This is a genomic window from Mucilaginibacter sp., from assembly GCF_028288105.1.
GTDB lineage: Bacteria > Bacteroidota > Bacteroidia > Sphingobacteriales > Sphingobacteriaceae > Mucilaginibacter.
Genome location: NZ_JAQBOI010000148.1, coordinates 1 through 14,813, shown reverse-complemented (window position 1 = coordinate 14,813; position 14,813 = coordinate 1). Strand labels below are relative to the sequence as shown.

At 42.6% G+C, this 14,813-nt stretch carries 13 protein-coding genes; 12 read left to right on the top strand and 1 reads right to left on the bottom strand.

Going from position 1 to position 14,813, the window contains the following annotated elements; all coding sequences use genetic code 11:
* Positions 1-962: carboxypeptidase-like regulatory domain-containing protein (locus JWQ85_RS10455; RefSeq protein WP_299467645.1), on the bottom strand; the 962-nt coding region annotated here is incomplete at its 3' end.
* A 210-nt stretch (positions 963-1,172) separates the two neighbouring features.
* On the opposite strand from JWQ85_RS10455, the gene JWQ85_RS10450 reads away from it, so the two are divergent.
* From JWQ85_RS10450 to JWQ85_RS10395, 12 genes are all read left to right on the top strand, one after another.
* A complete protein-coding gene (locus tag JWQ85_RS10450; RefSeq protein WP_299467643.1) occupies positions 1,173-2,258 on the top strand; it encodes a fatty acid desaturase in 1,086 nt (361 codons plus the stop codon).
* Positions 2,259-2,411: 153 nt separating this feature from the next.
* Positions 2,412-3,950 carry a hypothetical protein gene (locus tag JWQ85_RS10445; protein ID WP_299467641.1) on the top strand — a complete coding sequence of 513 codons (1,539 nt, stop codon included), beginning with the start codon at positions 2,412-2,414 and terminating at the stop codon, positions 3,948-3,950.
* Positions 3,951-3,979: 29 nt separating this feature from the next.
* Positions 3,980-4,894 (top strand): sugar phosphate isomerase/epimerase, encoded by a 915-nt coding sequence (locus JWQ85_RS10440; protein WP_299467640.1) that lies wholly within the window; start codon positions 3,980-3,982, stop codon positions 4,892-4,894.
* Between the two features lie 69 nt (positions 4,895-4,963).
* Positions 4,964-5,518, top strand: a complete 555-nt coding sequence (locus JWQ85_RS10435; protein ID WP_299467638.1) for a gluconate 2-dehydrogenase subunit 3 family protein — start codon at positions 4,964-4,966, stop codon at positions 5,516-5,518.
* Positions 5,518-7,233 carry a GMC family oxidoreductase gene (locus JWQ85_RS10430; RefSeq protein WP_299467636.1) on the top strand — a complete coding sequence of 572 codons (1,716 nt, stop codon included), beginning with the start codon at positions 5,518-5,520 and terminating at the stop codon, positions 7,231-7,233. Before JWQ85_RS10435 ends, JWQ85_RS10430 begins: the two co-directional genes overlap by 1 nt.
* A gap of 177 nt (positions 7,234-7,410) precedes the next feature.
* Positions 7,411-9,090 carry a GMC family oxidoreductase gene (locus JWQ85_RS10425; protein WP_299467634.1) on the top strand — a complete coding sequence of 560 codons (1,680 nt, stop codon included), beginning with the start codon at positions 7,411-7,413 and terminating at the stop codon, positions 9,088-9,090.
* A 22-nt stretch (positions 9,091-9,112) separates the two neighbouring features.
* On the top strand, positions 9,113-10,543 hold the full coding sequence (locus JWQ85_RS10420) for a Gfo/Idh/MocA family oxidoreductase (RefSeq protein WP_299467632.1): 1,431 nt from the start codon (positions 9,113-9,115) through the stop codon (positions 10,541-10,543).
* An 88-nt stretch (positions 10,544-10,631) separates the two neighbouring features.
* Complete coding sequence (locus JWQ85_RS10415) at positions 10,632-11,204, top strand: gluconate 2-dehydrogenase subunit 3 family protein (protein ID WP_299467630.1); 573 nt, start codon at positions 10,632-10,634, stop codon at positions 11,202-11,204.
* Positions 11,205-11,323: 119 nt separating this feature from the next.
* Positions 11,324-12,493 carry a Gfo/Idh/MocA family oxidoreductase gene (locus JWQ85_RS10410; RefSeq protein ID WP_299467629.1) on the top strand — a complete coding sequence of 390 codons (1,170 nt, stop codon included), beginning with the start codon at positions 11,324-11,326 and terminating at the stop codon, positions 12,491-12,493.
* A gap of 1 nt (position 12,494) precedes the next feature.
* Positions 12,495-13,547 carry a sugar phosphate isomerase/epimerase gene (locus JWQ85_RS10405; protein WP_299467627.1) on the top strand — a complete coding sequence of 351 codons (1,053 nt, stop codon included), beginning with the start codon at positions 12,495-12,497 and terminating at the stop codon, positions 13,545-13,547.
* 11 nt (positions 13,548-13,558) lie between these two features.
* The gene (locus JWQ85_RS10400) at positions 13,559-13,999 is read left to right on the top strand and encodes a c-type cytochrome (RefSeq protein ID WP_299467625.1); all 441 of its coding nucleotides are present in this window, start codon (positions 13,559-13,561) and stop codon (positions 13,997-13,999) included.
* Positions 14,000-14,038: 39 nt separating this feature from the next.
* On the top strand, positions 14,039-14,813 hold a 775-nt coding region (locus tag JWQ85_RS10395; protein WP_299467623.1), incomplete at its 3' end, for an MFS transporter.

The following is a 14,813-nucleotide window of genomic DNA, read 5'->3' as shown; positions in this document are numbered from 1 at the left end:
CGGTAGTTAAAACCTATAGAACGATTAGTGGTAATACCATTGGCTGTGCTTATGCCACCACCGGCATCACCACCACCACGACCGCCTCTGCCACCACCACCGCCTCCCGTAGCTAAGTTAAACGAATTGGTATTTGTGTTATTCCATGTGCCGATGACTGATATCTGCCTGTCCTCTTTAAACGCGTTGGCAGATAGTTTGGCAATGTACCGGTCGTCGTTACCCGCGCCAACCGTTGCCTGGCCAAATTTGCCCGTACGCTTACCTTTCTGAATAGTAATGTTCAATATTTTATCAGGTTCGCCGGTTTTTATGCCGGTAAGGTTGGCCTGGTCGCCATAATCATCAATTACCTGTATATTCTCTACAATATCTGCAGGTAAGTTTTGTGTGGCGGTTTGCACATCACCGCTAAAATAATCTTTGCCGTTAACCCGTACTTTAGTTACCTGCTTGCCATGAGCGGTTACATTTCCATCCTTATCAACAGTAATGCCCGGCATTTTCTTTATCAAATCTTCCACCTGCGAACCTTCCCTCACTTTATAGGCCGCGGCATTATATTCAACAGTATCTTCTTTAATAACTATGGGGTTAATGGCTGTAATGTTCACTACACTCAGATAGTTCATCTGTATTTTTAGCTTAATTGGAGCAAGCTGGATAGGCTTAACATCATTATCCATAGCATATTTTCGTGTATATACCTGGTAACCCAGGCCGGAAACGGTGATCTTAAAGTTCTTCGATCTTACTTCGGGAAAGCTGAACGCACCTTTCATATCGCTTGCCACAATGGCGCTGTCTGCATCCGAGGTTAGTTTGACGGTAACACCCGCCACAGCGCCCAGGGTATCTGCAATTGTGCCGCTAACTGCGCGGGGCTGTTGGGCAAATGCGCTTTGTGTAAAAAAGGCACTAAATAAAATTGTAGATAAGGTAATAAGTACATATTTTGCCATGGCATTTAAAAATATTTAGCCTAATGACAGTGAATGTATTACGAAGTTTAACAGTTGTGCCAATGTCATACAAATGTTGCAATAAGGCAGACATTTTAATGACAATTTAATTATTTATTAAATTTTTTAACGGTATTTCCAAACTTTTGGTTAACTTTAACCGTAAATACCCCGACTAACCCGATTGATTAAAACTAACTCCCGATACTAATGGCATTTATACACGATGTGCTGGAAGAACCATCTTATGGATGGAAGGATACTAATGGCGAACTTTCAAAGCCAACCCCAAAACAAATCTTTTCTGAATTTTTTTCAAGATTAAACGTATTCAGTAACAAAAAAAACTGGCTTTCTTTTATGAGCTGGGCTATGGTTTTGTGCCTTACGCCTTTTTTATTCCTGTTTATATTTAAATACTTTAGCATTACAGGTTTAGTTGTAGCGTTTGTTTACAGCATGATAGTAATGGGCACCCATGGTACTATATGGTACCACAGGTATTGCACCCACGGTGCTTTTAAATTCAAAAATAATTTTTGGCGCTTTTTCACCCAAAATTTAACCCTCAAAATTATCCCGGAAGAGATCTATGCCATATCGCACCATGTGCACCATGCATTATCTGATACCCCCGGCGATCCATACAACGCGCAGGGTGGTTTTTTATATTGTTTTTTAGCCGATGCAAATCATCAGCCGGTTAACCGTAATCTGGATGAAAAAGGTTACAACCGTTGCCTTACTCTAATGAAACATACGGGTGTTACCTGTAATACATATGCTCAGTATCAAAAATGGGGATCGGTAGCTAATCCGTTCCACATGATTTTGGGAGTTGTTGCTAACTGGGCATTTTGGTTTACTGCTTTTTACCTGCTTGGCGGTATGGGCTTAGCATGTGCCATATTTGGCGCGGCAGGCTTTTGGGCTGTAGGTGTACGAACCTTTAATTACGAAGGCCACGGTAAAGGAGAAGACAAACGCCGCGAAGGTGTTGATCATAATCGTAAGGATATGTCGGTAAACCAGCTTTGGCCCGGTATAGTTGCGGGCGAATGGCATAACAACCATCACCTGTTCCCAAAAAGTGCACGTTCGGGCTTTAAGCCACACCAGGTTGATAGTGCATGGTATTACATTAAGTTTATGCACACGATAGGCGCGGTAAGCCATTATCACGATTCAAAAAAACAATTCTATAAAGAACATATTAAAGAGAAGGTTATAAAAATAACCGAACCTGTGTTTTGCCCAACAACGGGTAAGCAGATATTCGCTACTGAACGTGCTTAACAATTTATGATACTATTTTAACCTTATTATAAGGTTAAATAAAAAAGGGATGCGAAAGCATCCCTTTTTTATTTAAAAGCAATTTTTAAACTGTGATTTTTACAAATGAATATATAACTTAGTCAACCAATTAATACATAACCTAATAATCTGATGTATAAAAAAGCTATTTGTTTATTTGTCGGCTTGCTGGCAATGGCTGTATTTGCTGCAAACGGGTATTCTCAAACCAAAGCAATTGGCATATTTGATGGTAATACCGATATAGGGGCAGTAAAACATACAGGTAATGTTGTATACGATACACAAACACAACAATACACCGTTAGCGGATCAGGAACTAATATTTGGTTTGATAAGGATGAGTTTCATTTTGTGTGGAAACGCATAAAGGGTGACTTTATACTACGCACAAATGCCGAGTTTATTGGTAAAGGTACCGAGGCGCACCGCAAATTCGGCTTAATGGTCCGCAAAACATTAGATGGTAAATCTCCTCACATCAATGCTGTTGTTCATGGCGATGGGTTAACTTCCTTACAGTATCGTAAGGCTGTAGGTGATAGTACTAAAGAACAAAAATCTGCGCTTACTTCTGCCGATGTTATCCAGCTGGAAAGAAAAGGAAGTACCTACACAATGTCGGTAGCCCGCAAAGGTGATGTTTTTGGCCCTGAAGAAAAGATCGATCTTGACCTGGGTGATGAAGTGTATGTAGGCATATTTGTTTGCTCGCACAACCCGGATGTTATAGAAAAAGCAACGTTTAGTAATGTGCGCATCGTTGTGCCGGCCCCTCAGGGCCTTGTACCTTATAAGCAATATTTAGGCAGCAGTATCGAGATACTGGATATGGCAACTCAAAACAGCCGGATAATTTATCAATCACCAAAATCATTACAGGCGCCAAACTGGATGGTTGACGGCAAATCCCTTATCTATAACAGTGATGGCTCCTTATATAAATATAACCTGGCTACCAACACTCCAACTGTATTGAACACCGGTGTTGCTAAAAATAATAATAACGACCATGTGCTTTCTTTTGATGGCAAATGGCTCACCATTAGTAGTGGCGACGGTGGCCCGTCAATAGGTTATGTTGTTCCATCTAATGGGGGCGAAGCGCGTAAGGTTACTGTTACCGGTAAAGGCGCGTCGTATATGCACGGCTGGTCACCAGATGGCAAATACCTTGTGTTTTGCGGTGAACGCAATAAGGAATACGATGTATATCGTGTGCCGGTTGCGGGCGGTCCAGAAGAAAGGCTGACCAATACCCCCGGTTTAGACGACGGCCCCGAATACACGCCCGACGGCCAATACATCTACTTTAACTCGGTACGATCTGGCCTGATGCAGGTTTGGCGAATGAAAGCCGATGGCACCGAACAAACACAGATCACTAATGATGATTATAACAACTGGTTTCCGCATGTATCGCCCGATGGTAAGTGGATAGTTTATATTACTTTCCTTAAAAGCGAAGTTAGCCCCGGCGACCATCCCTTTTATAAACACGTTTATTTACGTGTAATGCCAGTAGGTGGCGGCCCCTCAAAAGTAGTTGCCTATTTATATGGCGGCCAGGGCACTATCAATACACCGTCATGGTCGCCTGATAGTAAGCATATTGCATTTGTAAGCAATACCAGTTTGTTATTTCCAGCGTTTCCTATAAGTAAGAACTAAATTCAACTAAATTATAAATCTCAACTAAAATGACATCATCCCGCAGAACTTTTTTAAAAAACAGCGCTATTGCAGCTACTGCAGCGGCTTTAATGCCTAATGATCTATTTGCAGCATCTGCTAAAATACAAAGAGTAGGCATTCAGCTTTACTCTGTACGCGATGCTATGAAGACTGACCCGGCAGGTACTTTAAAGAAACTGGCCGCTATGGGTTATCAGCACGTAGAGCACGCCAACTATGTCGACCGTAAATTTTACGGCTGGACAGCTAAAGAGTTTAAAAAGATACTGGATGATCTAAGCCTGCAAATGCCAAGCGGACACACTGTAATGACCCCTCAGCATTGGGATGCAGAAAAAAACGACTTTACCGATGCCTGGAAATATACAGTTGAAGATGCTGCTTATATGGGCCAAAAATTTGTAATAAGCCCATGGATGGATGAAAAAGTACGACATGATACCGACCTGCTAAAACGCACAATGGATCAGTTTAATAAAAGCGGTGAGCTGTGCCAAAAGTATAACATGAAGTTTGGGTATCATAACCACGATTTTGAATTTACAACTATGGTAGGCGACATACGCCTGTTTGATTATATAATGCAAAATACCGACCCTAATAAGGTTTCTCAGCAACTTGATATTGGTAATATGTACGGGCGCGAAAACGATGCCATCTCTATTATTAATAAATATCCCGGCCGCTTCGTATCTATGCACGTTAAGGACGAAATAAAAAGCGCGGATAAAAACGAAGGTACCGGTTATGAAAGCACCATATTAGGCAAGGGCGTTTTACCGGTTAAAGAGGTTTTAAAAGCAGCTAAAAAAACAGGTGGTACCGTGTATCTGATCATCGAACAAGAATCGTATCAGGGCCTTGACCCGCTTGATTGTGTAAAAATTGATTTACAAATGATGAAAAAGTGGGGATATTAAGAGTTAAAAGCTATCTTTCAATTTCGTAATTGTATTTATAACACTAACCTAAAAAAATTGAATTTAAATATGAACCGGCGGGTTGCAATAAGGAACATGGCCCTTATTTTAGGCAGCGCGGCAGTATTGCCATCGTGCTTAAATGATAAGGGTAAACCTGTTGTGCAGTTAAAGCACCTTAAGATAGACGCCGATCAGGAAACACTGGTAAATAACCTTACCGAAACCATCCTGCCAAAAACTGATACCCCGGGAGCAGGCGAGCTTGGTATTAACCTGTTTGTTTTTAAGATGATTGACGACTGTTATGATAAAGAACATCAGCAGGACTTTATTGCCGGTTTAGGAGATTTTGCTGCCGAAGCCAAAAAACAATTGGGTAAATCTTTTAACGAGTGTACCGCGAAAGAACGCACTACGTTTGTAAGCGCTATAGATAAAAACAGCAAAGACGAAAAATATAAGGATAATACTAAGCTAATTGCTTTTTACAGGATGGTGAAAGACCAAACGGTGTTTGGATATACTACATCCAAATATTTTATGACAAAGCAAATAGTTTATGAATTGGTACCCGGAAGGTATAATGCATACTTTCCTGTTAAAAAGCATGCAGCAGTATAATGGCTAATTTAAATATAGATAGTGTAAAGGATCGTACGTTTGATGCCATAGTTATAGGATCGGGTATGAGTGGGGGATGGGCTGCTAAGGAGTTTACAGACAAAGGCTTAAAAACCCTTGTTTTGGAGCGTGGCCGCGATGTAAAGCATTTAAAAGATTACCCAACAACAAATTTATATCCCTGGGAATTTCCGCATCATGGTGTATTGCCTGATGACGTGCAAAAGGCAAACCCGATAGTAAACCGTTGCTATGCCTTTGGCGAAGATGCGGCACACTTTTTTGTGAAAGATGCCGAGCATCCGTACGTGCAGGAAAAACCATTCGATTGGATCCGTGGATACCAAACTGGTGGTAAATCCCTGTTATGGGCACGCCAAACCCAACGCTGGAGCGACTTTGATTTTGAAGGCCCGGCACGTGATGGTTTCGCTGTAGATTGGCCTATCCGATATGCAGATATTGCACCTTGGTATAGTTATGTGGAAAAATTTGCAGGTATCTCTGGTAACCGCGATGGTATCCCCGAATTACCTGATGGCGAGTTTTTACCGGCCTTCCCGCTGAACGCCGTTGAAACATTTTTTAGCAATCACGTTAAAAAAACTTATAAGAACAGGCACGTAATAAGCGCGCGTTGCGCACACTTATCAAAGCCAAACCAAATACATTTAGACCAGGGCAGAGGTCAATGCCAGGAGCGTACATTGTGCCAGCGTGGTTGCCCGTTTGGAGGGTATTTTAGTGCAAACTCATCTACAATTCCCTGGGCGTTAAAATCCGGCCATTGTACATTAAGGCCATATTCGGTTGTAGAATCTATCATCTACGATGAGAAAAAAGGCAAAGCAACAGGTGTAAGGGTTATTGATGCAAACACAAAAGAGGCTATTGAGTATTATGCCGATGTTATTTTTGTTAACGCGGCGGCTTTAAACAGTAACCTTATCTTGCTTAACTCAACATCAGGCCGTTTCCCTAATGGTTTGGGTAACGATAGCGGCACATTGGGTAAATACGTGGCTTTCCACAATTATTCGGCACATATAAATGCCGAGTACGATGGCGCTAAAGAGTGGACAACTGATGGGCGCAACCCTGCAGGCGGTGGTTATATGCCTCGTTTCAGGAACGTTTACAAACAGGAAACTAACTTTTTACGCGGTTACGCGGCAGGCTTTAGCGCTTATCGCTGGCAACAGAATAGTAGTGACGGTATAGGCCAGGATCTGAAAAATAACCTGGTTAAGAAAGACCTGAGCGGCTGGCATGTAGGTTCGCATATGATGGGCGAAACTATCCCTAAAGAAACAAACTATGTCGCGTTAGATAAATCACTGAAAGATCCATTTGGCATCCCTCAGTTGAGAATTTCTGTTGATTATGACGACAACGACGAAAAAATGAAGAAGGATTACGTGGAGCAAATGACAGAGATGTTTACTTCGGCCGGTTTCACAAATATTCAGGCATCTACCGACCATAGGGCACCAGGGCTTGATATTCATGAAATGGGTGGTGTGCGTATGGGTAACGACCCAAAAACATCAATGCTTGATAAGTGGCACCGCCTGCATGCCTGCAAAAATGTTTACGTTACAGATGGGGCAAGCATGACATCAACCAGTTGCCAAAACCCATCGCTTACTTATATGGCATTTACAGCCCGCGCGGTTGACCATGCAATAGGCGAAATGAAAAAAGGAAATGTTTAAAAAGTTTGCAGTTGAAGATAGCAGTTTGCAGTAAGTTATGCTAACTGCAAACCAATAACTGCCAACTTATACAATGTGTGTAAAAAACACAATGAAAAAAGATTTGTAAAATAATATTTATTCCTACATTAGACGGAATAACCGATTACTAAATAATTTATTTAACGCTACACTTTTATGTCTACAAACACTTATGACGCGATCGTCATTGGTTCAGGGATTTCAGGCGGCTGGGCTGCTAAAGAACTGACCGAGAAGGGCTTAAAAACCATCATGTTAGAGCGCGGTAAAAATATCGAGCACATTAAAGATTATGTGAATGCGAACAAACCTTCGTGGGAATTTGAACACAGGGGCGGCCGTACGCAAAAAATGATCGAGGATTATCCCGTTTTAAAACGTGATTATCCGCTAAATGAGGTTAACCTTGACTATTGGACCAACGAAAAAGAGAGCCCGTACACCGAGATCAAACGTTTCGATTGGTTTAGGGGTTACCACGTAGGTGGCCGCTCGTTAATGTGGGGTAGGCAATCATACCGCTGGCACGATACCGATTTTGAGGCTAACTTAAAAGATGGTATTGGTACCGACTGGCCTATCCGTTATAAGGATTTGCACGACTGGTATGGCTATGCAGAAAGATTTGCCGGTATCTCTGGTAATAAAGATGGCGTTCCAATCCTTCCTGATGGCGATTTTATGCCGCCAATGGACATGAACATTGTAGAAAAAGATATTCAGAAACGTTATAAAGAGTTTTATAAAGATGCAAGGCATTTTATAATTGGGCGTACAGCCAATATCACTGTACCGCACAATAACCGCACAAACTGCCAGTACCGTAACAAATGCTGGTTAGGCTGTCCGTTTGGCGCTTACTTTAGTACGCAATCGGCTACTTTACCTGCAGCTATGGCAACCGGTAACCTAACCGTACGCCCATGGTCAATTGTAACCAGGATCCTTTACGATAAAGACACTAAAAAGGCTAAAGGTGTTGAGATAATGGATGCGGAAACCAATAAAACGTATGAATACTACGCTAAGGTGGTTTTCGTAAATGCATCGGCATTAAACAGTGCCTGGGTGTTAATGAATTCGGCTACCGATGTATGGGAAGGCGGCTTAGGCAGCAGCAGCGGCCAGCTTGGTCATAACCTAATGGATCATCACCTTGGTGTTGGTGCGGGCGGCCGTGTAGAAGGTTTTGAAGATAAATACACTTTTGGCCGCAGGGCTAACGGTATATACATTCCGCGTTACCGTAACTTAAACGGCGAAAAACGAGATTATATCCGTGGTTTTGGATATCAGGGTGGTGGCAGCCGTAGTGGCTGGAGCCGTGATATTGCCGAAATGAATATCGGTGGCGACTTTAAAGATGCATTGTCAGAACCAGGATCATGGGGCTTTGGTATGGGTGGTTTCGGCGAAACTTTGCCATATCATGAGAACCGCGCTTATCTTGATAAAACCAAGAAGGATAAATGGGGCTTGCCAATATTGGCTATTGATGCAGAGTGTAAAGATAACGAGCGCAAAATGCGTATCGATATGATGAACGATGCAAAAGAAATGCTGGAAAATGCAGGTGTTAAGGATGTTAAAACCTATACGTCAGAGCCGGTATTAGGCCGTGGTATCCACGAAATGGGTACAGCTCGTATGGGCCGCGATCCAAAATCATCGGTATTAAATGGTAACAACCAGGTTTGGGATGCTAAAAACGTATTTGTTACGGATGGTGCCGCTATGACATCGGCAGCATGCCAAAACCCATCACTTACATATATGGCGCTTACAGCACGTGCAGCGGATTTTGCTGTAAAAGAACTTAAAAAAGGTAATATTTAACAGTATTGAAATTCGACTAACAATGACTGAAGAAAAAGAAACTCCAGAATCAAATCCGTCAAGGCGGAACTTTATTAAATCGGGCGCATTAGCGGCCGCAGGTTTTATGATCGTACCACGCTTTGTATTAGGCGGTACCGGTTATACAGCACCAAGCGACATGCTGAATGTAGCAGGTGTTGGCGCAGGCGGTAAAGGCCAAAGCGATATTGCAAACTTTGCAAAAAGTGGTAAAGCGAACATTGCGTTCCTGTGCGACGTTGACGATCGTCGCGCAGCAGCTTCAAGGGCCGCATTCCCTAAGGCTAAGTATTATAAAGACTGGCGCGAAATGTATGATAAGGAACATAAACATTTTGATGCTGTATCAGTATCAACTCCCGATCATAACCACGCTATTATAACTTATCATGCCATGCAATTGGGTAAGCACGTTTATGTGCAAAAACCATTAACGCATGATATTTGGGAAGCACGTTTGTTAACAGAAGCAGCTAAAAAATATAAAGTTGTTACACAAATGGGTAACCAGGGTGCTTCAAATGATGGTACCCGTTTAATGTCTGAATGGTATGATGCCGACCTTATTGGCGATGTTCATACTGTTTACTGCTGGACAAACCGCCCGGTTTGGCCACAAGGTATTAAATGGCCTGATCCGCAGCCAAATATTCCAAAAGAACTTGACTGGGACTTATGGTTGGGTACAGCACCTAAAAAAGATTACGTAGATAAATTGGTGCCGTTTAACTGGCGCGGATGGTGGGATTACGGAACCGGCGCCCTTGGCGATATGGGCTGCCACCTTGTGGAAGCACCTTTCCGTGTATTGGGTATCCAATATGCTAAAGATGTACAGGCAAGCGTGGGTAGTGTTTATGTTGATGAATTTAAACAAGGCCGCTTCCCGGAAAGCTGTCCTCCATCAAGCCATATCACTTTAACATTCCCTAAAACCAACAAAACAAAAGGCGATGTTACCCTTCACTGGATGGACGGTGGTATACAGCCAGAAAGACCGTTAGAATTAGGCGCAAGCGAAAAATGGGGTGGTGAAGAAGGCAATGGTACATTGTTTATTGGTACAAAAGGAAAAATGTACGCCAGTACTTATTCTGATGCTGCAACACTATTACCAAAAGAACGCACCGCCAGCGCAAATGCGCCTCAGAAATGGGCACGTGTACCAGGTGGCGCAAACGGCCACTACGCACAATGGGTTGAAGGTTGTTTAGCAGGTTACGGTAAAACAGAGTTAAGCTCGTCATTTGAAAAAGCCGGCCCGCTTACCGAAGCACTGCTTATGGCAAACCTTGCTGTACGCGGCCACGAGTTAAAAGGTGGTTCTATTAAGTTGAACTGGGATAACCAGGCAATGAAGGTTACCAACTTTGAAGATGTTAACCAGTACATTAAACGTGAGTATCGTACCGGTTTTGAATTAAAAGCATAAGTTAATCAGTGATAGCAGAACTTCAATTCTGCTATCACTGATTAATAAAATCAACAAATAAAATATTCACTCATTCAACAATTATAAAATGAATAGAAGAGACGCGATAAGCAGAGTTGGTTTGATACTTGGAGGAACGGTAATAGGTGCCGAACTTTTTATGTCAGGTTGCAAATCGGGCAGCACAGTAAATACTGATGATCTGTTTGCTAAAGAAACTACTGCCTTTTTAAACGAGGTAGGCGAAACTATTTTACCTGAAACATCAACACCTGGTGCAAAAGCAGCGAATGTTGGCGGTTTTATGGCTATAATGGTTAGAGATTGCTACACAGCAGATGATCAAAAAGTCTTCAAAAAAGGTTTATCTCAGTTAGATGAAGCAAGCAACAAAAAGTTCAAAAAGAGCTTTATGGAAGCTGATGCCAAACAAAGGACTGAGCTACTTACTGACCTTGATAAAGAGGCAAAAGAATACTCAACAAAAAAGAAGCCGGAAGATCCAAATCATTATTTCTCAATGATTAAGCAACTGACTTTGCTGGGCTACTTTACATCAGAAGTTGGCGCTACAAAAGCGTTGCGTTATTTACCTGTACCGGGCAAATACATAGGCGATTATCCTTACAAAAAGGGTGACAGGGCCTGGGCGCTTTCATAAGATACTTTGATAAGCCTTTCTGCCAACCAGCGGAAGGGCTTTACTTTTTAATCTAATTTTTATACTTTTAAAGCCTCTTCGCTAACCGGCGAACGAGGCTAAAAGTTTATCTACATAATATGAGTAACAGAAAATTGCGCATGGGCATGATTGGCGGCGGCAAGGATGCTTTTATAGGAGCTATCCACCGTATTGCAGCCAATATGGACGGCCAAATTGAGCTGGTATGCGGTGCTTTGAGCATGCACGAAGATATAGCACAAGAAAGCGGACGCATCCTTTTCCTGGACGAAGAGAGGATTTACAATAACTACGATGAAATGTTTAAAGCCGAGTCACAAAAGCCGGCCGACGAACGCATGGACTTTGTAACCATTGTTACACCAAACTTTGCCCACTTTGACCCGGCAATGAAAGCTTTAGAGCATGGCTTTAACGTAGTAGTTGAAAAACCCGTAACTTTTACCCTTGAGGAAGCCCAGCAATTAAAAGCTAAGGTTGAAGAAACCGGGCTGATGCTGTTGCTTACCCACACCTATGCGGGTTACCCAATGGTGAAAGAAGCGAAGCAGCTGGTTAAAAGCGGTAAATTAGGTAAAGTAAGAAAGATCTACGTTGAATATATACAGGGCTGGTTAAGCCGCCTGTCGGAACGTGAGGGCAATGCACAAGCCTCATGGCGTACCGACCCTACAAAATCGGGTAAAAGCGGTTGCATGGGCGATATCGGCACACACGCAGCACACTTAGCCGAGTACATTTCAGGTTTAAAAATCACCGAGCTTAATGCTTCATTAAATATTGTTGTTGATGGCCGTATGCTGGATGATGACGGCGCTGTATTATTGCGTTTTGAAGAAGGCGCAACCGGTACACTAATAGCATCGCAAGTTGCAGCAGGCGAAGAAAACGCGCTTAAAATACGTGTATATGGCGAAAATGGCAGCCTTGAATGGGCCCAGATGGAACCAAATACATTAATAGTAAAATGGCTGGATAAACCGGCGGAAATATTAAGGGCGGGCAGCGGATACACCGATAGGTTATCAAGCTATGCTACCCATAACTGCCGTACACCAGGCGGCCACCCGGAGGGTTACCTGGAAGCTTTTGGCAACCTGTACCGCAATTTTGCTTTAACGCTAAGCGCGAAGATAGAAGGTAAAGAAGCTAAAGCCGAATGGCTCGATTTCCCGTCAATTGATGATGGTATAAGAGGCATGGCATTTATAAATAATGTTGTTGCTTCTAACCAAAGTAACGAGAAGTGGACAAAATATACTATCTAACATGACTACCATTAAAGGACCGGCCATATTTTTAGCCCAGTTTATTGGAGACACAGCCCCTTTTAACGACCTGAGATCTATTTGCCAATGGGCAGCTGGTTTGGGTTATAAAGGTGTGCAGCTGCCAACCAATGACCTGCGCTTTATCGACCTGCAAAAAGCAGCCGATAGTAAAACTTATGCCGACGAGATAAAAGGTATTGTGAACGAGGCCGGTTTAGAAATAACCGAGCTATCTACACACTTACAAGGCCAGTTGGTAGCAGTTAATCCTGCTTACGACGGTCTGTTTGATGCCTTTGCCCCAGAGAAACTTCGTGGCAACCCTGCCGAAAGGCAGAAATGGGCGGTATCGCAATTAAACGCGGCAGCCAAAGCATCACAAAATTTAGGGTTAAACGCACATGCTACTTTTAGTGGTGCGCTGATATGGCATATGGTTTACCCATGGCCACAACGCCCTGCCGGTTTAGTAGATGCTGCTTTTGATGAATTGGCTAAACGTTGGGAACCTATCCTTAACGTATTTGACGAGAACGGAATTGACCTTTGCTACGAGATACACCCGGGCGAGGACTTGCACGATGGTATTAGCTACGAAAGATTTTTAAGCAAAGTAAACAACCATAAGCGTGCTAATTTGTTATATGATCCTTCGCACTTTGTATTGCAGGCAATGGATTACCTGGAATACATTGATATTTACCACGAACGCATAAAAATGTTTCACGTAAAAGACGCTGAATTTAACCCTACCGGCAGGCAGGGCGTTTACGGCGGCTATTCAGACTGGATAGACCGTGCAGGACGTTTCCGCTCTTTAGGCGATGGGCAGGTTGATTTTAAAGGTATTTTCAGCAAGCTTACCCAATACGATTATAAAGGTTGGGCGGTGCTTGAATGGGAGTGTGCTTTAAAAAACTCCGAAGATGGTGCACGCGAAGGCGCACCATTTATAAAAGACCACATCATCAGAGTTACTGAACGTGCCTTTGATGATTTTGCTGCTTCGGGTAGCGACGATTCATTTAACAAATCACTATTAGGACTATAAAACATAACACCATGAAAAAGATATTTGTAATATTAGGTATAAGCTTAGCTTTAGCAGCATGCGGCGGCAGCAAACCAGGCGAAGCAGATGGAGGCGCAGATAGCGCAGATGCAACAAAACAGGCAGCAGCCGCCCATCAAAGCGAGGCAGCAAACGATACGGCTGTAAACAACATTGGCACAGATAAAGCTGCTGGCACACCAACAAACAAAGGTGAAGCATTAATGGCAAACAGCGATTGCAATACTTGCCACAACGCGCAAAGCAAAATTATTGGCCCTGCGCTGGTTGATATCGCTAAAAAATATAAAGAGTCTGATATAGATATGTTGGCAGACAAAGTAATTAAAGGTGGAAGTGGCAACTGGGGCACTGTACCAATGACCGCACATGCCGATTTACCTGTAGCCGATGCTAAAGAAATGGTAAAATATATTTTATCAGTAAAATAAGAAGAAACCAACCTAATAATTTTAAACCAAAAACCAATTATGACCGTAACAACACGCGTTAAGTTATCCACCATGATGTTCCTGGAGTTTTTTATCTGGGGAGCCTGGTTTGTAACAATGGGAACGTACCTAACCAAAACATTAAGCGCAACCGGCGTACAAAACGGGAATGCTTATGCAACTCAATCATGGGGAGCTATTATTGCACCTTTTATTATTGGCCTTATTGCCGACAGATTTTTTTCTGCGCAAAAAGTATTAGGTATTTTACACTTAACCGGCGCGGCGTTATTATATTATATAACAACCATTCCAAATTTTGAAGGGTTTTTCCCAATCATTCTGGCCTACATGATCATCTACATGCCTACGTTGGCATTAGTTAACTCAGTATCATTTAGGCAAATGACTAATCCAAGTAAGGAGTTTCCGCCTATTCGTATTTTGGGTACATTAGGCTGGATAGTTGCCGGTTTAACCATTGGTTGGTTAGGATGGGAGCAAAGCAACTCATTGGTATTAACCTTTAAAATGGCAGCAATTGCTTCATTGATATTAGGTATACTAAGCTTTACTTTACCCGCTACGCCACCAGCTAAAAAGGGACAAAAAACTACCTTGGGCGATATAATGGGTTTAGATTCGTTAGGCTTGCTGAAAAATAAATCTTACCTGATATTCTTCATTGCATCAGTTGCTATATGTGTGCCACTTGCATTCTACTACAATTTTACAAATCCGTTCCTGAACGAGGTTGGTATGAAAGCCGCTGCAGGTAAGCAATCAATGGGGCAGATATCCGAGTTGGTGTTTA